The organism is Streptomyces sp. NPDC039424, assembly GCF_055639495.1.
In genome coordinates, this window is the sequence record NZ_JBVKAI010000006.1 from 1 (window position 1) to 21837 (window position 21837).

At 69.1% G+C, this 21837-nt stretch carries 16 protein-coding genes and 9 pseudogenes; 11 read left to right on the forward strand and 14 right to left on the reverse strand.

Annotation, left to right across the window (positions count from 1 at the left end; genetic code table 11):
- A partial coding sequence (locus tag ACZ7L0_RS16840; protein ID WP_471243617.1) for a hypothetical protein occupies window positions 1-683 on the reverse strand: 683 nt, incomplete at its 3' end.
- Between the two features lie 340 nt (window positions 684-1023).
- A pseudogene (locus ACZ7L0_RS16845) lies at window positions 1024-1560 on the reverse strand (helix-turn-helix domain-containing protein); the annotation flags it as partial.
- Here ACZ7L0_RS16845 and ACZ7L0_RS16850 point away from each other — a divergent pair.
- From ACZ7L0_RS16850 to ACZ7L0_RS16865, 4 genes and pseudogenes are all read left to right on the forward strand, one after another.
- Window positions 1475-1699, forward strand: a complete 225-nt coding sequence (locus ACZ7L0_RS16850; protein ID WP_471243618.1) for a hypothetical protein — start codon at window positions 1475-1477, stop codon at window positions 1697-1699. The pseudogene ACZ7L0_RS16845 and the gene ACZ7L0_RS16850 overlap by 86 nt on opposite strands.
- A 796-nt stretch (window positions 1700-2495) precedes the next feature.
- A complete protein-coding gene (locus tag ACZ7L0_RS16855) occupies window positions 2496-2681 on the forward strand; it encodes a hypothetical protein (protein WP_471243235.1) in 186 nt (61 codons plus the stop codon).
- A 56-nt stretch (window positions 2682-2737) separates the two neighbouring features.
- Complete coding sequence (locus ACZ7L0_RS16860) at window positions 2738-3211, forward strand: replication-relaxation family protein (RefSeq protein WP_471243236.1); 474 nt, start codon at window positions 2738-2740, stop codon at window positions 3209-3211.
- A gap of 194 nt (window positions 3212-3405) precedes the next feature.
- Window positions 3406-3714: pseudogene (locus tag ACZ7L0_RS16865) on the forward strand (transposase); the annotation flags it as partial.
- 413 nt (window positions 3715-4127) lie between these two features.
- Here ACZ7L0_RS16865 and ACZ7L0_RS16870 read toward each other — a convergent pair.
- The 3 genes and pseudogenes from ACZ7L0_RS16870 to ACZ7L0_RS16880 all read right to left on the reverse strand — a co-directional run.
- On the reverse strand, window positions 4128-5810 hold the full coding sequence (locus ACZ7L0_RS16870; protein ID WP_471243237.1) for an IPT/TIG domain-containing protein: 1683 nt from the start codon (window positions 5808-5810) through the stop codon (window positions 4128-4130).
- 391 nt (window positions 5811-6201) lie between these two features.
- A complete protein-coding gene (locus ACZ7L0_RS16875) occupies window positions 6202-6468 on the reverse strand; it encodes a hypothetical protein (protein WP_471243238.1) in 267 nt (88 codons plus the stop codon).
- A gap of 31 nt (window positions 6469-6499) precedes the next feature.
- A pseudogene (locus ACZ7L0_RS16880) lies at window positions 6500-7360 on the reverse strand (transposase); the annotation flags it as partial.
- Between the two features lie 8 nt (window positions 7361-7368).
- On the opposite strand from ACZ7L0_RS16880, the pseudogene ACZ7L0_RS16885 reads away from it, so the two are divergent.
- A pseudogene (locus ACZ7L0_RS16885) lies at window positions 7369-7755 on the forward strand (transposase); the annotation flags it as partial.
- Window positions 7756-7801: 46 nt separating this feature from the next.
- Here the strand turns inward: ACZ7L0_RS16885 and ACZ7L0_RS16890 are convergent.
- The gene (locus tag ACZ7L0_RS16890; RefSeq protein ID WP_471243239.1) at window positions 7802-10072 is read right to left on the reverse strand and encodes an MMPL family transporter; all 2271 of its coding nucleotides are present in this window, start codon (window positions 10070-10072) and stop codon (window positions 7802-7804) included.
- 175 nt (window positions 10073-10247) lie between these two features.
- On the opposite strand from ACZ7L0_RS16890, the gene ACZ7L0_RS16895 reads away from it, so the two are divergent.
- Both ACZ7L0_RS16895 and ACZ7L0_RS16900 read left to right on the forward strand, forming a co-directional pair.
- Window positions 10248-11420 (forward strand): sensor histidine kinase, encoded by a 1173-nt coding sequence (locus ACZ7L0_RS16895; protein WP_471243240.1) that lies wholly within the window; start codon window positions 10248-10250, stop codon window positions 11418-11420.
- The gene (locus tag ACZ7L0_RS16900; RefSeq protein ID WP_471243241.1) at window positions 11395-12057 is read left to right on the forward strand and encodes a response regulator; all 663 of its coding nucleotides are present in this window, start codon (window positions 11395-11397) and stop codon (window positions 12055-12057) included. The genes ACZ7L0_RS16895 and ACZ7L0_RS16900 overlap by 26 nt, the downstream gene beginning before the upstream one ends.
- Window positions 12058-12455: 398 nt before the next feature.
- Here the strand turns inward: ACZ7L0_RS16900 and ACZ7L0_RS16905 are convergent.
- Window positions 12456-12869, reverse strand: a pseudogene (locus ACZ7L0_RS16905) (IS701 family transposase); the annotation flags it as partial.
- Between the two features lie 404 nt (window positions 12870-13273).
- Here ACZ7L0_RS16905 and ACZ7L0_RS16910 point away from each other — a divergent pair.
- Both ACZ7L0_RS16910 and ACZ7L0_RS16915 read left to right on the forward strand, forming a co-directional pair.
- Window positions 13274-13795 carry a hypothetical protein gene (locus ACZ7L0_RS16910; RefSeq protein ID WP_471243242.1) on the forward strand — a complete coding sequence of 174 codons (522 nt, stop codon included), beginning with the start codon at window positions 13274-13276 and terminating at the stop codon, window positions 13793-13795.
- Window positions 13796-14633: 838 nt separating this feature from the next.
- A complete protein-coding gene (locus tag ACZ7L0_RS16915) occupies window positions 14634-15302 on the forward strand; it encodes a hypothetical protein (RefSeq protein WP_471243243.1) in 669 nt (222 codons plus the stop codon).
- A gap of 263 nt (window positions 15303-15565) precedes the next feature.
- On the opposite strand, the gene ACZ7L0_RS16920 is transcribed toward ACZ7L0_RS16915, so the two are convergent.
- The gene (locus ACZ7L0_RS16920; RefSeq protein WP_471243244.1) at window positions 15566-15784 is read right to left on the reverse strand and encodes a hypothetical protein; all 219 of its coding nucleotides are present in this window, start codon (window positions 15782-15784) and stop codon (window positions 15566-15568) included.
- 609 nt (window positions 15785-16393) lie between these two features.
- Window positions 16394-16552 (reverse strand): annotated as a pseudogene (locus ACZ7L0_RS16925) (transposase); the annotation flags it as partial.
- Between the two features lie 180 nt (window positions 16553-16732).
- Here ACZ7L0_RS16925 and ACZ7L0_RS16930 point away from each other — a divergent pair.
- Window positions 16733-16945: pseudogene (locus ACZ7L0_RS16930) on the forward strand (alpha/beta fold hydrolase); the annotation flags it as partial.
- A 58-nt stretch (window positions 16946-17003) separates the two neighbouring features.
- Here ACZ7L0_RS16930 and ACZ7L0_RS16935 read toward each other — a convergent pair.
- The 3 genes from ACZ7L0_RS16935 to ACZ7L0_RS16945 all read right to left on the reverse strand — a co-directional run bounded on the left by ACZ7L0_RS16935 (window position 17004) and on the right by ACZ7L0_RS16945 (window position 19015).
- Window positions 17004-17126 (reverse strand): hypothetical protein, encoded by a 123-nt coding sequence (locus ACZ7L0_RS16935; protein WP_471243245.1) that lies wholly within the window; start codon window positions 17124-17126, stop codon window positions 17004-17006.
- A 172-nt stretch (window positions 17127-17298) separates the two neighbouring features.
- Window positions 17299-18357: a YVTN family beta-propeller repeat protein gene (locus ACZ7L0_RS16940; protein WP_471243246.1), complete on the reverse strand. Its 1059-nt coding sequence runs from the start codon at window positions 18355-18357 to the stop codon at window positions 17299-17301.
- A gap of 403 nt (window positions 18358-18760) precedes the next feature.
- Window positions 18761-19015, reverse strand: a complete 255-nt coding sequence (locus ACZ7L0_RS16945; protein WP_471243247.1) for a Ku protein — start codon at window positions 19013-19015, stop codon at window positions 18761-18763.
- 113 nt (window positions 19016-19128) lie between these two features.
- Here ACZ7L0_RS16945 and ACZ7L0_RS16950 point away from each other — a divergent pair, with 113 nt between their 5' ends.
- Window positions 19129-20865, forward strand: a complete 1737-nt coding sequence (locus ACZ7L0_RS16950) for a sensor histidine kinase (RefSeq protein ID WP_471243248.1) — start codon at window positions 19129-19131, stop codon at window positions 20863-20865.
- Between the two features lie 58 nt (window positions 20866-20923).
- Here ACZ7L0_RS16950 and ACZ7L0_RS16955 read toward each other — a convergent pair.
- Both ACZ7L0_RS16955 and ACZ7L0_RS16960 read right to left on the reverse strand, forming a co-directional pair.
- Window positions 20924-21145: pseudogene (locus ACZ7L0_RS16955) on the reverse strand (respiratory nitrate reductase subunit gamma); the annotation flags it as partial.
- A gap of 5 nt (window positions 21146-21150) precedes the next feature.
- Window positions 21151-21834: pseudogene (locus tag ACZ7L0_RS16960) on the reverse strand (nitrate reductase subunit alpha); the annotation flags it as partial.
- Between the last annotated feature and the right edge of the window lie 3 nt (window positions 21835-21837).

Below are 21837 nucleotides of genomic sequence, written 5' to 3' on the forward strand. Positions count from 1 at the left end.
ACAACTCCCACAGGTCTTCCGGCACCATCCGCTCGACAAGCACAGCAGCCATCACCCCAGACTGCCGCAAGATCACGCCAACTGAAATGACGTCTAAGGACCCAAACGCGAGTACGTTTCGGCAGGGGCACCCGGCGCCGGTGCCGTGACGGCGTCCTGGGCGGGGACCCGGTCGCTGACGACGCGGTCTGGATCTTGCGCCCCGGTCTGAGGCCGGCAAGCCGCGGAGCCCACCGCGACCGGCTGGCCGCGTCGGCCGACGTCTTTGTTGCGGAGGCGGAAACGAACTGGTCAGCCTGCCCTTCATCGGCCGCAGGGTCCGGATCGTCGTTCAGTACCTCTTCGATGGTTTCCAGGGCCGCATCGATGACGGCCTTCTCGTTCTGCTCGCGCTGTTGCTGCGTGCGCAGACCTACCATTTCTTCCCTCAGGGCGGCGATCTGGAGCCGGAGGTCGTTGCGCTCGTCCTTGAGGTCCGTCATCTCCTGCTGCGCGCGGCGCAGCTCTTCCTCGATCTCGCGAATGCGGGACCGCTGCCGGCTGTCCTGCTCGCGCAGGCGGCCGACCTCGGCGCGCAGGCCGGTCGTCTCCTTGTGCAGGCGGGCCGCCTCCTGGACGCCGTTGCTCCTGAGCTTCCTGTGCTTTCTGGTGTGCCTGTTCCCGCTCTTCCTGCGCCTCGTCACGTATCCGCTTCAGCTCACTGTCAGCGGTGCGGCGCGTGGTGGCGTGGGCCTTCTTTTCCGCAGCAAGGCCAGCCTCCAGCCTCTCCAGAGCTTGTTCACGCTCCTTCAGCTGTTTCTCGGTCTGGTCGAGCACCTGGCGTGTGCGCTCATGAGAGGCCTTCACCTCGTCGTAGGCGGTGACTTTGCTGCGGTAGTCACTCTTCAACTCGTCCAGTCGCCCGACCACCTCCTGATGCCGGGGAAGCAGATCCTCGTATTTATCGGCCAGCTCCAGGCGGCCGGCGAACTCCGGATGGGCCTCCCCCACCGCAGCCGTGTGCGCGTCCAGCAGCAACTGCCGGACCTCGTCCGTCACCCCGCACACCTGGGCGATCTTCTCTATCTCCGGGCGCCTGAGAAGCCGTTCACCCGACAGGAACTTCGACAGCGTCGATGTACTCACCGGCACCGCCGTGGCGATCTGGGCGCTCGTACGGCCACTGGCTACCACCACGTCCCGGGCCCGCTCAATCAGCGCCAGCCTCTTCGGTAACTCCTCAAACCGCGCCAGCTTCAGCTCGCCCAGCCCCCGGCGCGCTGGCACCTCCTGGCCGCTTTCGCCCGAACTCCCGTCAGCAACTCCCGCCAAGACCAGGCCCCCTGATTGACAGTCACGGAAAGACGATCGTTTCCCGTGGTGCAGCATCTTCCGGGGCTGCGAAGGTCGAGGAACGCGCCGCCCCCGGCAACTGCGGGTGCACTTCATGCGGCGTGGCATCCACCAGACGTTCGCGAATCCCGAAGGATCCATCATGCTGACTCTGCCCGCACCGCGTGAGGTGTTCACCACCGACACCCTCGCCTTCCTCGCCGTACTCGTCACCGGCTGCATCCTCATCCTCGTCGGACGCCTGACCCCGCAAGCCCTGGCCGGCTTTACCACCGCCCTGGCCAGCCTCCACACCGCCTGGCGCACCCTCCCCCACCCCCAGCCCATCCAGCGCAATGCCGTGAGCCGTCCGACCGACGGTCGTTGAAAGAGCGTCGCGCCATGAACATCCGCTCCCCCACGGGCACGCGACCCTACGAGGGGCCGTGATGCCAGTCTCCTGATGCGCGCCCTGACCGACCGGCCGCCGCTGCCAGCGGCGGCCACCGGCAGGCGAACCCGGCTGGCAGCACGCCGTGACCGAGGCCCGCGCCCTGTACGAGCACGGCCAGGAGCAGGACGACACGGGACCCGGCCCCGCAGGCGGCAAAGCCCTCGCCCTGGCGTCTGTCCGGCAGCTGCGCCCAGCTGGCGCCCGGATCCTTCCGGTGGGCCAACTCGTCCGGCGCGGAGCGCGGAGGCCCCACCGACGCGCAACAGACACAAAACCGCCCCGATCCCCCGGCCGTACGCCCCTACCGCCGCCCGACCCTCCCCTTTCCTCTTTTTCTGTCTGGGTGAGGCGGAGGTGTGCAGAGGGGGATGTCGGGCTCCCGACCACGCCGGGAAGGCGCGTTGAACTGCGGATACACCGTCAGGCACCCAGTGGGGCGGACGTTGTCGGCCGAGTTGCCAGAGGCGTCCCCGGCGGGGTTTCCGGCTGGTCGGGGGCGGGGTTTTCGCATCGTGACGCTGGTCGGGCCGTCGTGGTTGTGGTCTGGTCGGGGTTGCCTGCTGGCCTGGACGTACGCGCGGCGCCGGACAAGTCCGGGGCTGCACCGTACTCGAAGGGCAGCAGTGGCGATGCTGAACGTGGACGCCGACGGCGGGGACCGGCCTGGCGGTACTGGCGCAGTACCGGATGGCGACGACCGAGCAGATGCATCTGGTGATCGCGCCCGGGGGTGCGGATCGAGCAGACGCGGCGCCGCCTGGCCAAGCTGCGCGGCGAGGGCCTCATCGACCGCGTCACCCTGTCGCAGGCCAGCCGCACGCGAGTGTGGTTCACCACCCAGTACGGCGTGGACGTCGTCTCCGAGTGGCCCGAGCTGCGCCAGCGGCGGCCGCCGCGGCTGATCGCTGATCGCTGACCGCACCGCGGCCCGGCTCCGGGCAGGGCATGCGCTGACGGTGACGGAGACCGGGCTTGCCTTCCTGCAGGACGCCGCTGGACTGGATCCCCGTGGTCCACCACCCCCTCGGCAGCGGCGAGGCCGTCATCCCCGACGCCCTCATGTACTACCGCTCCTCCGCCAACGGCGGGTCGATGCTGCGGGCCTTCATCGAGGTCGACCGGGCCACCATGGGGCCGGAGCGCCTGGCCGCGAAACTCACCGCCTACGCCCACCTCCACGACTACGTACCCGCCCCCGTCCCCGGACGACCACGGCCGGCCGCCGGGCAACAGCCCCTGGAAGAGGACTGGAGACGCCGCTACCCCCTCTTCCCGCGACTGCTGTTCGTCCTGGCCGGCACCGGCCCCACAGGCATCGAGAACCGCATCCGCGCCCTGCGCGCCGCCACCTCAGAACCGTCAATGACCGGCTTCCTGCGCCACGTCCCCGTCCTGGCAGTACCCATGACCGACATGCTCCAGCATGGGCCCTCCGCACCCGTGTGATGCCCCATCCACGACCCCGGCCGACGCGTCCCCTGGAGCCAGACCCGGCACCCGTAGGCACCCTGCGCCGTCGCTGCGCGTCAGCTACTGGGCAGCGGCCGCGCACCACCACACCACCCGTATACGATATCCACCACCCGACCATGAGCTGCGGCGAGGACGCTCGGTCGGGCGCGGGCTTCGCCCGTGACGCGGCGAAGGAAGTGCTCTTCCGGCTGCGGTTGATGCACCCCGAGATCACCATCGTCTGGGCCGACTCCGAATATGCCGGACAGCTCGTGACCTGGGCGAAGACCCACCTCGATCTGACGCTCAAGACCGTCAGCCGTCCAAAAGACGCTGTCGGGTTCGTCATCCTGCCCCGCCGCTGGGTGGTCGAACGCTCGCTCGCCTGGATCATGCACGCCCGCCGTCATGCCCGGGACTACGAGCGGCTCATCCAGTACTCGGAATCTCTGATCACCTGGGCCGCGATCACCCTGATGACCAGGCGCATTACCCGCCGATCCTCCCGCCGGAGCGGACAGCCCGCCTTCCGCGAGGCCAACCGGGACTGATTGTTCTCAAGTTCACGGTCGGCAATTCCACCCAGAGACCGGCCCCGAGAACCCGCACAAAACCCACTCTCCCACGAACTCCCATGATCCCGAGGACGGTTCATCCGCCAGTTGGTCCTGCGCTACGAGGAGCGCGCCATCCTGGCCCAAGTACCTCCGTGCGCACTACGAGCAGCAGGCAGTCGAGGAGAACAGGCGCCGCCGCGGCCTGCCCCGGGGGCAGCCCATCACCCCGAGACCAGGCCCGGACAGCTCACCCTCCAGCGGTTGTCCGGCGCCCGCAGCCGGGCCCCGCGCTCCGGCCGGTCCTCGAATTCCCCACTCGGCGGAAGCCGGTCGTGGTCGGCCAGCAGCGACCATCAGATGGCGGGCCCATCGAGATAGGTGTAACTGCTCTGGGAGCTGCCGCCGGGGGTGCTGACCGTGATGGCGATTCCTCCGGCGGGGTGGGGCGGGGCGGCTGCGGTGATCGTCTGGCCGGAGATGACGACGAAGGCCACGGGGGTGTTGTCGAAGGTGACTTCCTGGGTGGTGTCGAGGTTGCCGCCGGTGATGGTGACGTCGGTGCCGCCGCTGGTTGGTCCGGTGTCGGGGCTGACGGCAGTCAGGGAGGGTGTGTCGAGGTAGGTGAAGGTCAGGCCGTCGGCGTTACCGACGGGGGTAATGACGGTGACGGACACCGGGCCGGAGGAGGGAGCGCCGGGGACGGCGACGGTGACGGCGGTGTCGGTGACGGACTGGATGGTGGCCACTCTGGAGCCGAAGCGCACCGAGGTGGTTCCGGCCAGGTTGGCTCCGGTGATGAGCGCGGTGCCTCCGCCAGTGACGGGGCCCATGGTGGTGGTGATCCCGGTCAGCAGCGGGGCGGGGCGGTAGTAGAAGGTGCCGAAGGAGCTGGTGCCGCCGGGGGTGGTGACGGTCACAAGGACCGCGCCCTGTCCGGCGGGGGCGCGGACGGTGACCGAAGTCGCGGTGTTGGCCAGGATGGTGGCGAGGCTGTCGCCGAAGCGCACGGCGGTCGCACCGGCCAGGCCGTGACCCCGGATGGTCACGATGGTGCCGCCGGCGGTGGTGCCCTGACTGGGCGCGAGCGTCAGAGAGATCACGCTGACGGCGTTGTCGGCGTTGTCCGTCACGTACAGCCGGGTCCCCTGGGGGGTGAACGCGATGCAGACCGGGCCGTTGCCCACGGGAATGGTGCCGGTGACGGTGTTGGTGGCGGTGTCGATCACGCTGACGCTGTTGTCAACGTAGTCGGCCGTGTAGGCGGCGGTCCCGTCCGGGCTCACGGCCACGAAGCGAGGCATGGTGCCCACCCCGATGGTGGCGATGACGGTAGTGGTGGCGGTGTCGATCACGCTGACACTGTCTCCGCCCGCATTGCAGACGTAGGCGCGGGCGCCGTTTGGGCTGAAGGCGATGATCACCGGCACGTCGCCGGCGGTGAAGCTGCCGGTGACGGTGGTGGTCGCGGCGTCGATCACGCTGACGGAGCTGTCGCCGACGTTGCCGACGTAGGCGCGGGTGCCATCGGGGGAGACGGCGACGCCGATCGGGACGGGGCCGGTGTTCACCGTGGCGATCACAGTGTTGGCGGTAGTGTCGATCACGCTGAGGGTGTTGGCGTTCTGTCCGGTCACGTAGGCGCGGGTGCCGTCCGGCGAGAGCGCCACCCCGAGGGCTCCGGCACCGACCGCGATGGTGGCCGTGAGGGTGTTGGTGGCGGTGTCGATCACGCCGAGGACACCGTCGTCGAACAGGGTCACGTAGGCGCGGGTGCCGTCCGGCGAGACCGCCACGAGGGTCGGGCCGCCGACGGCCGCGATGGTCGCGGTGACGGTGTTGGTGGCGGTGTCGATCACGCTGACGGTGTTCGACGCCCGGTTCGCCACGTAGCCGCGTCCCCCGTCCGGGGTCAGCGCCACCCCCAGGGGGGAGCTGCCGACGGGGATGGTGGCGTCAGCCAGTGGCAGCACCGTGGAACGTTGCCGTGGCAGCGCGACGGCGGCCAGCAGCGGATCAAGTCGGGTCAAGACGGTCACGACGCAGCCCTTCTGAGCACGTATCCGGAGAACCGCAGCCACTGCCCGGACGGAGACGCACTCCGGGACAGGGACGTCGGTTGATGCCGCTGCGGGGTTCCGCCTGCGGCAGGGCGGCCCGCGCTGCGGGCGGCCGATGGTCCTCACTGGTCGTCATGGCCGAACGACCACGTCACAAGGACCGCGGCAGCCACCTCCAGCGCGCCCCCGGCAAGGGATGGGCGTCCCACCGGTTCCACTACTCAAAGTGACCCACAATGTCAAACGGGTAACAAGAGGCGGTTGCGCGATATCACCCGAACAGCCCAACGTACGACGCTTCGGGCTGCCTGATCTCCCGCATCCCAGCGCCATGACATGTCCGGATCAGGAACAGGCACTACCTTGTCTTTCAACCTCGGTGTGAGACGAGACGGGCAAGTGACTCTGTGGGCCAGCAGAGCCATTTGAGAAGAGGGTTGGTGACCACGAACCAGTGGATGCTGATTCGGCCCTGCTTCTTGTCCAGGATGGGTGGGGCCTCGTCCCGGTAGACGTAGCGGTGGTATCGGTGGCGGATCGGCGCTCCGGCGATCAGCAACACCGGTGAGGAGATGAGGATGGCCACGGGGACCAGTGCTCTCGCGATGGTGAGCTTCACTTTCTCCTCATATTGCATGCGTTCAGTGTGCTGACGCCTATGCCACTTGTCAGCCAGTCCTGCGGGGTTTGGTGCCGACCTTGTGGTGGGTGGGGCGGCTGTAGGCCTGGCCGGTGGCGAGGACGCGTCCCACCTCGTGGCGGGTGGCGGGGCGACGGTTCTTCGAACCAGGTGGTCGACCACGGCTGGGCTTGGACGGTTTCGGTGCACTGGCTGGGAGCCGGTCTTCGTGCGCACGTTCCTGAACCCTCTGCGGACGCGGGAAGGTGTCAGCTTGTTCGGCGGGACCGGCTTCGCCCAGGGCCGCCGGAAATCTGTAGCCAGTGGTCGGGCGAGTCGGAGCTGGGCATAAGCGGCGATCACCAGCCAGGTCCACCGGTCGGCCGCCTCCGAGCTGCGAAGCCGGGGCTTTGTCCAACCGAGTGCCTGCTTGAACAGGCGGAAGGTGTGCTCCAGGTCGAAGCGGCGAAGGAAGGACTGCCGGCAGCGGTCCACGTCGTCCGCGGTGGCGGCAGTGCCTGACCACCACAGCCAGACCGGCTTGTTCGCCCCGCCACTGGGCAGCTTCTCCACGGTCAGGCGGATGACGGTTCCCTCGATGACGGGCAGCGGTCCGTCGTGGTCGATCCAGGCCGCTCGCCGGGTCAGCCGTGGGTGCAGCCGGTCCCAGGCCTGAGCGGTCGCCTTCCCATACAGGCGTGTGTCGGTGACGGTCACGGCCTGCTCGGTGCCCCAGGTGACAGGGTCGCCAAAGACGAACTCGCCGCCGTGCTTGGGCGGTCGGCCGCCCTTGGGGTATCCGCGGCGGTGTCGGCCGTCGCATGACGCGGTCGGAGCGGAGCCGACCAAGGATCTCCACGGGCAGGTCGCTCAGCAGGTGGGCGATGCGGGGTGCGTCGTATCCGGCGTCCAGCCAAGAAGGTACGGGTACGCGGGCCCGTCGGCCGACCCCGCATCCGGCCGGACGCGGTCGCCGGGGACAAGGCGTACTCGTCCCGCGGAAACCGCGCCCACCCGCGCAAACGCCGTATCAAGGCGGTCATCCCGGAGAAGAAGGACCAGGCCGCCAACCGGAAGAAGAAGGGCTCCAGAGGTGGCCGACCCGTCAGCCACGACGCCGATCTCTACAAGGAGCGGAACACCGTCGAACGCCTGATCAACAAAATCAAAGCATGGCGAGGCATCGCCGCCCGATACGACAAGACTCCCGACAGCTACCTCGCCGGCCTCCACCTGCGCGCCTCGATGATCTGGATCAAGGACCTCACCAGGACCACCGATGATCACGACTCGATATGCCCCTAGGTGACGCGCTGAGGGTGCCGGACGCCAAGGGCGGGCAGGAGTTGAGTCAACGGTCAAGCAGCCGTGGACGCGGGGCCTCACCCGTGGACTTCGCGTCGGTGTCGTCGGTGCCGACCGGGCCGCGGGGAAGCATCCAGTCTAGCCACTTCGGCAGCCACCAGTTGGTCCGGCCGAGGAGTGTCATGGTCGCCGGTACCAGCACCATGCGTACGACCGTGGCGTCGATGAAGATCGCGGTGGCCAGGCCGAGCCCGAACATTTTGGTGGAGGGGTCCTCGGCGACGGCGAAGGACAGGAAGACCGCCACCATGATGAGGGCGGCCGAGGTGATGATCCGGGCGGTGCGCGAGACGCCCTCAACGATCGCCGTGCCGTTGTCGCCGGTGCGCAGGTACTCCTCGCGTACGCGGGAGAGGAGGAACACCTCGTAGTCCATCGACAGGCCGAACAGGATGGCGAAGAGGAACATCGGGATGAACGACACGATCGGAACCGTCGCTTCCAGCCCGATGAGTGCGCCTCCCCAGCCCCACTGGAAGACCGCGACCATGATGCCGTAGGCCGCGCCGATGCTCAGCAGGTTCAGCAGTACCGCCTTAAGTGGTACGAGTATCGAGCGGAAGACCAGCATCAGCAGCAGGAACGACATCGCCAGCACGGCGGCGACGAACACCGGCAGGCGTTGGCTGGTGCGTTGGCCCACATCGGACAGGCTCGCGGCGGCGCCGCCGACGTGGGCCCTGGCCGGGCCGTGCCCGATCGCCGTGGGCAGCACGTCGGTGCGCAGCCGGGCGATGGTGTCGGCCGTGGCCTTGTCCTGAGGGCTGGTGGTCGGGAACACCACGAGGGTCGCGATGCCGGTGGCCCGATCGATGTGCGTCGGCGCGACGGATGCGATGCCCGGATCCGCCGCGACCGTTGCGACGAGTCGGTCCAGCACTCCCGGATCACCGGTGGGGTCCGCGGCGATGACGAGGGGACCGTTGGTGCCCGGGCCGAACCCCTCGGCGACGAGGTCGTAGGCCCGGCGCTCGGTACGGCTGTGGGGCAGTGAGCCGTCGTCGGGCAGGCCGACGCGCAGGCCGAGCACGGGCAGCGTCGCGGTCAGCAGCAGCCCCGCCGCGCCGACCGCGTACGGCACCGGGTGCCGGCTGACGTGCCCGATCCAGCGACGCCACCCGGCGGCGTGGGCGGCGCCTGCCGCCGGGTCCCGCCGCCGTGCGAGTCGGCCCAGCTTCCTGGTCTGCAGAGCCCGGCCGATTCGGCCGGCCCGGGCCAGGCGCGGGCCCGCCGCGCCGAGGAAGGCCGGCAGCAGCGTCACCGACGCGAGCACCATCGTCAGGACGACGATCGAGACGGCAACCCCGCCCACCGTCATGAACGGCACGTTCGCGACCGCCAGGCCGAGGATCGACACGACGACGGTGCCGCCGGCGAAGACCACCGGCCGCCCCGCCGTTGCCACCGCTCGTCCGGCCGCCGCCTGCGGATCGAGACCGCACGCGAGGTACTCCCGGTGCCTGGCGAGCACGAACAGCGCGTAGTCGATGCCCACTCCGAGCCCGACCATGCTGCCCAGGACCGGTGCGAAGGTGGGGACGTCCGTGACCCCCGCCAGTACCGTCATCGTGGCGACCCCGACGGTCAGTCCGAAGACCGCCATGCCGATCGGCAGCGCGGCGGCGACGAGTGAACCGAACGCCAGGAACAGGATCGTGGCCGCGGCGAGGAGGCCGATCAACTCGCTCGCGCCGCCGTCGGGGTCGGAGAAGGCGTAGAAGAGGTTCCCGCCCATCTCGATGCGCAGGGGCAGTTCGGCGCGCAGCCGGTCGCCGAGATCGACGAGGGCGTCGAGGTCTTCGGCCGACAGCCGGCTCTGGTCGGGGTACTGCACCCGGACGACCGCGATCCGCCCGTCGGCCGAGACGAGGCCGCCGCGCACGGCGGTGTCCCCGCCTGCGTCGAGTGCCCCCGCCGGGTCGCTCGTGCCGAGCACGTGCGGCAGCCGCTTCACCTCGGTCTGCAGCCGCGTGAGAGCGGTGCGCGCGCTGTCGTGGTCGAAGAACGTCGCAGCGCCGTCGAGGGGGGTGACGACCACTTGGGCGGTCATCCCCTCCTGGCCGGTGCCGGCCCGCTCGATCAGTTCCGCGGCCCGCTGGGAGTCCAGTCCCGGAGCGGTCATCGAATCCGCATTCCGCCCGCCGAAGGCGACGGCGGCGAGGACGGCGAGCGTGGCGGCGACCAGCCATGCCGCGATCACCCGCCAGGGATGGCGGGCGGCGCTTGCGCCCAGGCGCAACAGGGCTTTCGAGAGCATCGGGTCCTCCAACCACCTCGTCGGCCGTCCTTGTACGGCCGCCGATGCCGAGGCTCGTCGCCACGGCGCTCCGCGGCATCGGCCCGCGGGCCGCGGATCCGTCGGCCCCGGGGCGGAGTGACGACCCGTCCTTTCGGCCGATGCGCGGCACGCCGCAGTCCCTAGGCTGAGAACCGTGCTGCGAGACGACCTGCGAACCCTGTGGACCGAACCCCGGCCGCCCGACGCGCCCGCCCGGGTGCGGCGGGACTGGGCGCTGCTCGCCGCGGGCCTTGCCGGTGTGGCGCTGGAGGCCACCCTGCGCGAGAACGTCGTGTGGCGGCCGGTGGCGGTGGTGTTCACCGTATGGCTGTGCCTGCTGCCCCTGTGGCGCCGGACCCGCCCGCTGGCGATGGTGACGCTGGCGTTCGGCTCGGTGATCCTGCTTCAGGTGGCCTCGCTCGTCGCCGCACCGCGCGAGCCCGTCGGCCTGTACACCGGCGCGGTCGTGCTCGTGCTGGTGTACGCGCTGCCCCGGTGGGGATCGGGACGCGAGATCGTGCTGGGCGGCGCGGTGATCCTCGCGGCCAGCGCGCTGTGTTCCGTCACGGACGAGACCCCGGTCGTCGAAAATGTCGTGGGCTTCGTCTTCCTGCTGCTGCCCGGCGTGGTCGGGGCTGCCGTGCGGTTCCGGGTGACCGCTCGCGAGCGGCAGTTGGAGCAGGTGCGCTCCCGCGAACGCGAGCAGCTCGCCCGGGAACTGCACGACACGGTGGCCCACCACGTGTCGGCCATGGTGATCATCGCCCAGGCGGGCCGGGTGCTCGCGGGCACCGACCCGTCCGCCGCCGTCGAGGCGCTGGAGGGGGTCGAGGAGGAAGGGGCACGCACGCTGGAGGAAATGCGCGCCATGGTCGCCGCGCTGCGCGACCGCGGGGTCGGCGCCGAGCTGGCGCCCCCTGCCGGAGTCGCGGATCTGGAGCGCCTGGTTCGCACCCCGGGTGGCCGCCTCAGGGTCGACCTGGGGCTCGACGGCGAACTGGACGCGCTGCCCCCGGCCGTGGACGCGGCCGTCTACCGCATCGTGCAGGAGTCGGTGACCAACGCGCTGCGCCATGCGGTCGACGCGACCGAGCTCGTCGTTCGGGTCGCCGCGGAACCGCACACGGTACGGGTGAGCGTGCGAGACAACGGGCGGCGCACCGGCCGGGGTCGCGACGGATACGGACTTACCGGACTGCGCGAGCGCGCGACCCTGCTCGGCGGCACACTACGAGCCGGCCCGGGTACCGACCGGGGCTGGCATGTCGAAGCCGAACTGCCGAGAGCGAGGAGCGAGAGCGGTGTCCATTCGCGTCCTCGTCGCTGACGACCAGACGATCATCCGCACCGGGTTGCGGATCATGCTGAACGCCCAGCCCGGCATCGAGGTGGTCGGCGAGGCCGTCGACGGGCGGGAAGCGGTACGTTTGGCCCGCGAGCTACGCCCCGACGTCTGCCTGTTCGACATCCGCATGCCCGTACTCGACGGGCTCGAGGCCACCCGGCTGGTCGCCGGCCCGGGCGTCGCCGACCCGCTGGCCGTGGTCGTCATCACCACGTTCGACCTCGACGAGTACGTCTACGGCTCACTGCGTGCCGGCGCCCGCGGATTCCTCCTCAAAGACACGGGACCAGACCTTCTGGCGCAGGCCGTACGGTCGGCGTCCGACGGTGAGGCGCTCATTGCCCCCAGCGTCACCGTCCGTCTGCTCCAGGCATTCGCGGACCTGCCCGCCGGCCGGCCCGTGGCCCAGCCGGTCTCCCCCGTCACCGCCCGCGAGGAGCAGGTGCTCCTCGCCGTCGCTCGCGGGCTGACCAACACCGAGATCGCCGATGCACTGCACATCAGCCTCAGCACGGTGAAGACGCATCTGGCCAGCCTGATGGCCAAACTCGGCGCCCGCAACCGGGTCGAGATCGCGATGTGGGCCTACGAAACGCGCCGTATCCTCCCCGGAACCTGAGCCGGGTGCCGGGCCATGTCCCATGAGTCCCCGCCCGGACATCAGTGCACCGGTCGGCTCACGTCGGCTCCACGTGCCTCACCCGCCCCAGAGCGTGACGTACCAGGAGGCCGGAACTGGGACGGTGAGACACCCGATACGACAAGACTCCCGACAGCTACCTCGCCAGTCTCCACCTGCACGCCTCGATGATCTGGATCAAAGACCTCACCAGGACCACCCGATGATCACGACTCGATACGCGCCCTAGTACTGCAACGGTGCTTGCGGTGACTGATGGCCAGGTCAGGGGTTGTGTCCGTGTCGCTTGTAGTGGCTGGTGCGGGCTTGGTGTTGTCGTCGGCGGCGCCAGGTTGACCAGTGCAGGATGTGCTCGACGGGTGTGGGTCTGCGGTTGGTCACACGCGTGAACAGTCGTCTGATTTCGGCGAGGCTGAGGTGGATGAGCTGGGAGGATCCGTTTCTGCTTTATCGGTGTCCAGTTCGCGGGCGCGCAGGACGGTCAGGCAGGCGTGGGCGGCCATGGCCAGGGTCATGTGGCGGTGCCAGCCGGGGTAGCGGCGGACCTGGTAGTCGTCCAGGCCGCATTCCTGCTTCGCGGTCTGGAAGCACTCCTCGATGGCCCACCGGCTGCCCGCGATGCGGATCAGGTCATCGAGTGTGGTCTCGGTGGGGCAGTAGGCGATGTAGTACGAGATGTCGTCGGGCCGGTGGACGCTGCGGCGGGCGATGACCCAGTGACGGCGGTCGGGCCGGTGCCAGGGCCGCACCTCGACGCGAGCCCAGTCGTAAATGCGAAGGCCGTGGGCTCCCGGAGCCGTAGGCGGCGTCCGCGGTCACCCAACGGAGGCAAGGTCCCCACCCATAACCACACCAACGACCAACCTGGCCATCAGTCACAGCAAGCACCGTTGCAGTACTAGGGGTGCAAGTGCGTGCATTTCCCGTACGGATGCCTTCGGGGCTCCGGTACTGGACCGTGGTGGATGACATTTTGAGGTCGTCGGAGACGCTGACCTTTTCCTGCGGGAGATTCGACTGGCGCGAGGGCGGGCGGAGCTGACGACGAAGGCGTACGCCGAGGGTCTTGTCCTGTTCTTGCGCCGGTGTGTGAGCACGGGGCGGGACTGGCGGACGGCGGCTCGCGAGATGGGGCTGTTCATCCTCTGGCTGAGGTGGATGCCCGGCAACGGCGAGCAGCGCCAGGGAGGTTTTGTTGCGCACCGGGTCCGCGACCGATCTGCTGGCGCATCTATCCACCCTGTTGTCCGACGTCGAGACGCAGGCACGCGACCTGACCGGACGGCTCCAGGCACAGGCATCGAGCGCGACGGTGAGGACCACGGCCGCCCGCCTGGAACGCGCGGTCAGAAGCCTGCGCCAGGTGCTGCAGGGCGCGTTGGAGCTGCAGGAAGAACCTGGTGCCCCGCACGCCCTCACGCAGCGCCACCTCGGTCTGAAGAACGAATTCTACGCCAAGGTCAAAGAGCGCGGACAGCCCACCGACGCCGAAACCGCCTACCCGCAGGCGCCTTTGCCGCTTGGGCCGACACCGATTCGCGCGACGACGGCCCCGTGGCGGGCGCGGCGGGCGGCGGGGCCCGCGTCCGGTGGATCGCCCTCTGGGGCCCGGCAGCGAACCCGGCTCCGAAACCGACCGGCCCGCGGCAACTGCGCCCACCACGCCTCCGACAACGAGAAACCGCCCCGGCGCGGCGCGGCCGCGGCGCGGGGCTGACAGGCGGCCGTGGCCTCCGTCTGCGCTCCGAACCGTCCGACGCCAGCCTCACCCCGGGGTCGGCAAAGCGGTCGGTGCCTCGGATGTCAGCGGGCTGGGGAGTGGGCAGGCCGGGTCCCGGGTCCTGGCGTGCACCGCCTTCCAGAAGTCGCTCCAGTCCGTCGGGCAGGGACCGGACGGTGTCGGCACAGCCTGCGAAGTCACCGTGGCGGAGCCGGTACCCTCCGTCGGCGGCCAGTGCACCGGATGGCACTCCGCTTCGTACGCGCCGCCGGTGCACTCAACTTCCGACCTGCCGGAACACGCCGACAGAGTGGCCAGGGCCAGCGCTGCCCCGACCACGGCTCCGACGGTCCTGCCCGCGACGGCCAAGACACTCGCCCCCTCCTGATGCGGTCCTCACCTGATGACGAACGGGTGGCCATCATGACGCCGGAGGCAGCGGTTCAGTATCCGTGGAACTGCGCTGCCGTGTGCGGCAGAGCCCTCAGATACGGGGGTGCGCCCGCCGGAGCTCGGCGAGAGTGTCGACCTCCACGGGCGAGGTGGTTTCGGCGGAACCAGCCGATTCGGCCCTCTCCCCTGCCCTTCTCGTGGGCGCCACGGATTCCGGGCTGGCAGTAGAGAGCTGCCAGGCCGATCTTCCGTGGGTTCAGGAAATCTGAAGGCTCCGTAGCGCAAAACTCAGGGGCTCGAAGGTGACTCTGCCGAGTGAAAGGGGCCGGTTACCACAGCGGAGCCCCGGTAGTGGGCGACGGACCTGTATCCGGCTCAAGTGGAGGATGGCTGGGCGCCTACTCATGACCGCCATCCGGCGGCATCTGCGGGAGACTGTGGGGTGCCTACTTCCAGATCGCTTGCAGCTTCCAACGAGATACGCGCGTATCTCGTCGATCAGTTGAATCACGCCCTGCGTCGTCCCGGATTGTTCGGGAGGGAGTCGGAGCTGGCCTTGCGCATGCTGATGGATCACTTGCTGTTCGTGGAGTGCCAGCCCGAGGCATTGGCTGACCAACAGCGCATCTGGGAAGACCACGGGGCCTGGTCCAGCACCGGCGTCGCTGGCGTGTTCCGCGATCTGATCCCGGAGCGCTACTACGAGTACGGCGTTGCCTCGGTGTATGCCGAGTTCGCGCACCGCCACGGCTGGCTCAAGCCTGACCGCGTACTGGACCGAGACGAATACGCAGCCCTGCAGGGGGTGGTCCGCCAATGGGCAGGAGAGGACCGCGTGTGGACGGACATCGTCGACGCGTTCGGTACCCCGTCCATGCTGTTCGGCAGCAACAACCCCTACTACGGCAAGACCCTGGGCTACTTGACTGAGAACCCGGAGGAACCGATGGTGTCCTTCCATCTCTGGAACGGCAGCGCTCCGGGAGCCGAGCAATCATGGCCACCTGAGCACGAAGAGCCCCTCCTGCTTGCAGTGCGCTTCGGAACTGGGCCCTTCCGCCAGACCTTTACCTTCACCCCGGAGGGCCGGCGGCGGCTCCCTGTGGAGTAAAAGCTCAAGGTCAGCGGGTGCTCGGTGCCTGCTCGGTGCTTGCTCTGCTTCCGATTCGGTCACTGCGCTGGTGTAGCGCAGGCTGGCCTTGGCACCGAGGGAGAAGACGCGCGCGAGATGGAGGGGGTCCGCGCCATTGGTGAGGGCTTCTTCGAGGATGCGGTCCTGCCTCAGCCGGTCGATGCCCACGGGCAATTCCTTGACCAGTCTGTCCATCCAGAACGTGCCCACCGACGTCGTCGTGGTGGCAGTGTTCCTGGTGATCAGCAAATGTGGGTTGGTCTGTTCGGCCATCGGCGCTGACGGTAAGCGAGGTACCGGCTGATCGCCTCGGCGGTGTAGTCGTCCAGGATGGCAGCCTTGTGCCGTAGTTCGAGGAACTCGAAGAACACGGCGAAGTCCGCGGCCTGGCGGACCTTGGTGCCCGAGGCTGAGTCGCGACGGTGCCGCCCGAAGTACCGGTCGAGGTCGTGGGCCTCCATCTCCCACAGAGGCCGACCGAACCATTCCCGCAGGCCAAGGGCGGGGCCAACGTCACCGCGGATGATGTCGTCGAGGACTCCGGCAGAGGCCCCCGGGCGAGGACGAACTCAGCCACCAGATCCCGCTCGAAGGCCGCGACCTCCTCGGACGTCTCCAGCCGGAGCTCCGGCCGCAGATCGCGCACGACGGCCAGTGACATCCCGTTCCTCCTCTTCAGCTATCCAGCGACTCCGCTATGACAGCTGAGGAGACTTCAGGAATTCTGAGAAACGAGCAGCCATCACCCGATCGTGTCCAAGAGGCCGGAAGCCCCAGATCAGGCAGCCATCGAGGTCGCCGACGCAGTCGGGAGGCGGCGGGAACCCACGGGAACATGGACAAAGTACGAGCGGAACGCGGTCCACCGCTCGGCCTGCAGCCGCTGCCGCGAGAGGCACAGAACCTGGGCGACCGCAGCCCGATGTTGATGCCCCTATGACTGGTGCCGCATAGGACGGCGAAGGACGCTTCGTTGATGAGGCGCTCGGGGTTGTCGCCGGCCGCGCTCGTCGTACTCGGTGCCGATGCAGCAGCGGGAGGGCGTCGGCGCACTCCGCGAACCGGTCCAGGGCGGCCTCCTCGGTCGGTGCCGTATAGACAGGCTTGAGAAGCCGGGCAATCTTGTCCCAGTCTTGGCGGGCGGCATAGCGGAAGCAGTTCCGCAGCAGGTGGACCACGCAGGTTTGCACGATCGTCTTGGGCCAGACCGTCTCCACCGCCTCAGGCAGGCGTCACGCCGCGGTTCTTGATCTCGGTGACTCGCAAGGCACGCCGTGAACTTCTCGGAGCGGTTGCTCCCCTGGACGACCGCTTCTTGACACGGACCCTGCCAGATCCCTTCTCGCCGCCCACAGATCCCTGGTGGAAGCGCCGCCTCGCAGAGTGATCCTCCCGACAATTCAGACACACAGAAGAGGGCCTCCGTGGCCGTGTGGAAGACCAAGCCGTCCTGGGCCCTGGTGGCCTGTGCGGAGGCGATCAACCCCGAGGTCGAGCGGTTCGGCGCTGAACGCGCGGCGGCGACCGTCGTCGAGATCGAGGGCGCGTCGCACGCGGTCGCCGTCTCACGGCCGAAGGACGTCGCCGACCTGATCCGCGACGCGGTACGCGCCACGAGCTGACGACGAGCTGTCAACTGCGCGGACGAACTGCCTTCGTCCGCGCAGCTGTGTTTCCACCTCAATGCCGCGCACGCTCGGTCCGGTCCGCCACCGTGACCACGACGACCAGGGCCGCCGCCAGGAGCCCGGCGATCAGGGCCGGCGCCGGGGAATGAGCGGCCGCCAGGACCTGGTCGTTCACGGCGAGCGTGACCGCCTCTGACCGCGCTGTCCCGCAGGGTCCGTTCCGGCCCGCCGGGTTCCATCCGGGCCGTCCAAGAAGAGCGCCGTTGCTGATGACGACCGAGCCAGACGGCGAGGAGTCGTGTGGCTCAATCGCCGACGGTGAAGGGTGATGACGTGGTCGCGGTGCACTAGACGACGGCGATCCCACTCGGGACGTCGCCGACGGTGACGGTGGCGATGACGGTGTTGGTGTTGGTGTTGATCACCGACACCGTGTCGTTGAGCTGGTTGGCCACGTATGCGCGGGCCCGGGACGGGGCCACTGCCACGCCCACCGGGCCGTTGCCGACGGGAATGGTGGCGGTCACCGTGTTGGTGTTGGTGTTGATCACCGACACCGTGTTGGCGAACTGGTTGGCCACGTAGGCGCGGGCGAGGGCGAGGGCGGGGGACGGGGCCACCGCCACCCCGATCGGGCCGTCGTCGACGTGGATGCTGGCGATGACGGTGTTAGCGGTGGTGTTGATCACCGACACCGTGTCCAGCCCGGCATTGGTTACGTAGGCGCGGGCGCGGGTCGGATCTTCCGCCACTCCGGCCGGGGCGTCGCCGACGGGAACGGTGGCACTCACGGCATTGGTGTTCGTATTGATCACCGTCACGTTGTCCGAGTTGAAGTTGGCCACGTCAGCGCGGGCCCGGATTGCGTCCACCGCCACGTCGAACGGGGCGTCGCCGACGGGAATGGTGTCAGTCACGGAGTTGGTGTTGGTGTTGATCACCGTCAGGTTGTCCGAGTTGACGTTGGCCACGTATGCGCGGGCCCGGGACGGGTCCACCGCCACCCCGCGCGGGCCGTCGCCGACGGGAATGGTGGCGATCACGGTGTTGTCGGTGGTGTTGATCACCGACACGTTGTCCGAGCTGAAGTTGGCCACATATGCGCGGGCCCGGGACGGGTCCACCGCTACCCCGAACGGTCCATCGCCGACTGCGAGGGTGGCGATCACCGCGTTGGTTTGGGTGTTAATCACTGACACGGTGTCGTCGAACTGGTTGGTCACGTAAGCGCGGTTGCCGGGCTGTTCCTGTGCTGTGGCCTGCGGGGTGACGCCGGGCAGCAGTCCGGTGCACAGTGCGGCCAAGCCACCGACGACCCATGCGCGTCGCCCACGCCGGGCCCGCTTCGAACTCTTGCGCTCATGTCTTTCCGGGCCGTGGGTGTACTCGTCTGGAGGGGTGCGCATGGGCATCTCCTGTCTGCTGCGTCGCGTCCCGCAAAGGAATTGGGGCGGATGTGGCCGCTGGGCCGTGCTGGGCTGTGGTTGATCGGCTGCTGGCAACATCTTTTGAGCCGTTTCTGTGCGCGGCCATGCAGCTTCGGCCGATCAGAGCAAGCGCGGCCCTGCACAGAGGTGGTCCCCGTGTCGGCGCTGCTGAGGGCGCCGATCAGTGGCGCACCACCCGCGGCGGGGCGGCGAGGCAGTTTTGGCAAACCGGCTCACCGAAGCAGAAACGACGGCTGACCGGCTACTTCGGCGGCGTGCGGAACCGGCTGTGCGCGGAGTGGCGGCGGCTGCGGTGGCGACGGCGGATGCTACGACGGTGGGTCCCTCCTGGGTCTCAACCTCAACGGCATCATCCCGATGTTCAACAGTGCAGTCCCTGGATCAGCAGGGCGTCGCCGAGCGGGCGGAGCAGTCCGAGCCGCTCGCGGCCGCGCAGCGCGTACCTGGCGACCGTGACCCGCTCGGTTCGGTCCAGGGCCTGCCGCAGGAGGGCGTACGGCTTGTTGGCGACGTCGTCAGGCAGGTGCTCCAGAGCCGCGATCATGTGCTCGAGCTCGGGGCCGCGGCGGGGCTTGGACTCCTCGACCAGGAGCACACGCAGATCGTGGGGAGTCATGGGATCTTGCTGCCGCGACGGCCGCCGTTCACTAAAACATGCGTTCGAATGTTGGCAGGGTCGTTCGGGCATGATGAGGGGGTGCCATCGGCGTCTTTCCGAAGGGAGCGGGGATGAGCGAGAGTCCGGCAGAGGAGCGCAGGAGCGGTCCGGTGGCACCTCAGTTGCGGCTGGATGAACTACTGGACGGCCTGCAGGCGCAGATCACGCAGGTCCGCGCGACCCGGGACCGGGTCCACACGCTCCTGGACGCGGTCCTCGCGATCGGCTCCGACCTGGATCTCGATGTGGTGCTGCGGCGCATCACCGAGTCTGCCGTCACCCTGGTGGACGCCCAGTACGGTGCCTTGGGAGTGGTCGGCGAGGAAGGGAAGATCCGGCAGTTCATCACGGTCGGTATGGACGAGGCCACCATCCAGACGATCGGCCACTATCCCGAGGGTCAGGGCATCCTCGGGCTGCTGATCCGCGAACCGGAGCCGCTGCGGCTTTCCGACCTGGGCCGCCATCCCGACTCGGTGGGCTTCCCCGCGGGACATCCGCCGATGACCACCTTCCTGGGGGCGCCGGTGCGGGTGCGCGACCAGATCTTCGGAAACCTTTACCTGACCGACAAGCGGGGCGGGGCCGAGTTCGACGACGAGGACGAGGCCGTGCTGCGCACGCTCGCGGCCGCGGCCGGTGTCGCGATCGACAACGCCCGCCTCTACGAGGACAGCCGACGCCGGGAGCAGTGGCTGGCGGCGAGCAGCGAACTGACCCGCAGCCTGCTGTCGGGCACCGACCCCGACCAGGTCCTGCACCGGGTCGCCGCCACGGTAAGGATGCTGTCCGGCGCCGATCTGGTGACGCTGGCGGTGCCCTTCGACGGCGGCGAGCTGGTGATCGAGGCCGCCGACGGCGCAGGCGCCGAGCAGGTGCACGGACTGGTCCTGCCGGCCACCACCCTGGCCGCGAAGGTCTACCAATCAGGCGAGCGGATCATCAGCAGCGCGCTGTCCGACGAGCCGCAGGCCGGGGGCGGCTCCGCGGCTCACCTCGACCTGGGGCCCGGATTCCTGCTCCCCCTGGGCGGTGCCGCCCACGTGCGCGGAATCCTGCAAGTCGCCAACCTTCCCGGCGGCACGGAGTTCTCCGACGCCACCATGGCCCTGATCGACGGATTCGCCGACCAGGCCGCACTGGCCCTGGAGATCGCCGAGCACCGGCGCGAGGCAGAGCAACTCATGGTCCTCTCCGACCGCGACCGCATCGCCCGCGACCTGCACGACCTGGCCATCCAACGGCTGTTCGCCTCCGGGCTGACCCTGAACTCGGTCCTCGGCCGCATCTCCGACCGGCCCCAGGTGGCCGAGCGCGTCCAGCGGGTCGTCGACGACCTCGACGACACCATCAAGACCGTGCGGGGCACCATTTACGCACTGCGCGAGCGCGACCGCTCCGACGGGCGCGGCGGGCTGCGCGCGAAGCTCCTGGCCGAGACCGACCAGGCCGCCGAGACGCTCGGCTTCGCTCCCGCCCTGCGCATGACCGGCCTGCTCGACACCGATGTCCCCGCCGACCATGCCGAACACCTGCTCGCGGTGCTGCGCGAGACACTGTCGAACGCCGCCCGGCACGCACACGCCACCAGCGTCGAGATCACCGCCGAGACGGACGGCACCCGGCTGCGATTGCGTGTGGCCGACAACGGAGTCGGCATCGATCCGGCGGTCACCCGCCGCAGCGGCCTGGACAACCTCCGCCAGCGCGCCGCCGGCCTCGGCGGCAGCTTCACCCTCACCCCGAACGAGCCCACCGGCAGTGTCGCCGAATGGACTGTGCCCCTTCCGCCACGTGTGGAAGCCTGAGCTCCTTGTCGGCGCGCCGTCCACGAAAGAGCACCCTCGCTGGCTCTCTGCACGCCGCTCATGAACCCGTACGTTCCCAGCCACGATGCGGGGCCCGGGCGCCGAGTTGGACGTCGCGGCTGTGATAGACGATGTACGGCCGCGTCAGATATACCAGCGGTGCGGTCAGCATGTGGACAAGCCGGGTGAACGGCCAGAACGCGAACAGCAGCAGGGCGCTGATCGCGTGGAGCTGGAACAGCACAGGGGCGCCGGTCATCAGGTGCGGGTCGGGCTGGAAGTATGCGTCAGGTAGCGCACGGTCACGCCGAGTTTGCCCGTCTCTCCGATACGGGGCTCATCGAAGAGCGCATGCATGTTCAACGGAGGCCGGTATACGGGCAGCTGTTCGCCGAGCGCGGTCATCCAGTCGTGGTCGAGGTAGAAGTGCTGGCGGCCGGTGAGCGTGTGCCAGGGCTTGAGGCGCTCGACGTTGACGCTGAACGGGGAGTAGTGGCGCCCTCCGGTCTCCGACCCGGACCACTCCGGGGAGGTGATGACCGGCACCGGGGCGGCCTGGGTGTCGGCGAAGGTGATCTGCTTGCCCTCGTGCTCGGCAGCCAGGTCCGCGAGCTGCGTGCCGGTGCGGGCTTCGAGGTTGTGGAAGCCCTGCGTGGCGAGATGGCCGTTGGTGGTGCCGGACAGCGCGAGGATCGCCTCACAGGCGTGCACGTCCCGGGCGATCGAGGGCCGCCCGTCGGCCGCTCCGCCGCGCACGGTGCCGTTCTTGTGCCGCAGGTACTCCAGCTCACGCTCAACCCTGAAGGTGACGCCCTTGGTGGTCGCGCCCAGAGTGTCCAGCAGGGGGCCGAGGGCACCCATCTTGTCGGCGACGGCGGCGTAGTCGCGCTCCACCGTCACCAGTTTCGGCATCGTGCGGCCGGGCACCGGCTCGCACTCCCCTGCCTTTCAGTCGAGTACCCGGCCGTGCCG

Bases quoted from the DNA above. Each gene is read 5' to 3' on its own strand.
- ACZ7L0_RS16850 (WP_471243618.1), top strand. From the start codon at position 1,475: ATGCTGACTCTGCCCGCACCGCGTGAGGTGTTCACCACCGACACCCTC.
- ACZ7L0_RS16875 (WP_471243238.1), bottom strand. From the start codon at position 6,468: ATGCAATATGAGGAGAAAGTGAAGCTCACCATCGCGAGAGCACTGGTC.
- ACZ7L0_RS16890 (WP_471243239.1), bottom strand. From the start codon at position 10,072: ATGCTCTCGAAAGCCCTGTTGCGCCTGGGCGCAAGCGCCGCCCGCCAT.
- ACZ7L0_RS16920 (WP_471243244.1), bottom strand. From the start codon at position 15,784: ATGGAGGCCCACGACCTCGACCGGTACTTCGGGCGGCACCGTCGCGAC.
- ACZ7L0_RS16940 (WP_471243246.1), bottom strand. From the start codon at position 18,357: ATGCGCACCCCTCCAGACGAGTACACCCACGGCCCGGAAAGACATGAG.
- ACZ7L0_RS16945 (WP_471243247.1), bottom strand. From the start codon at position 19,015: ATGACTCCCCACGATCTGCGTGTGCTCCTGGTCGAGGAGTCCAAGCCC.
- ACZ7L0_RS16950 (WP_471243248.1), top strand. From the start codon at position 19,129: ATGAGCGAGAGTCCGGCAGAGGAGCGCAGGAGCGGTCCGGTGGCACCT.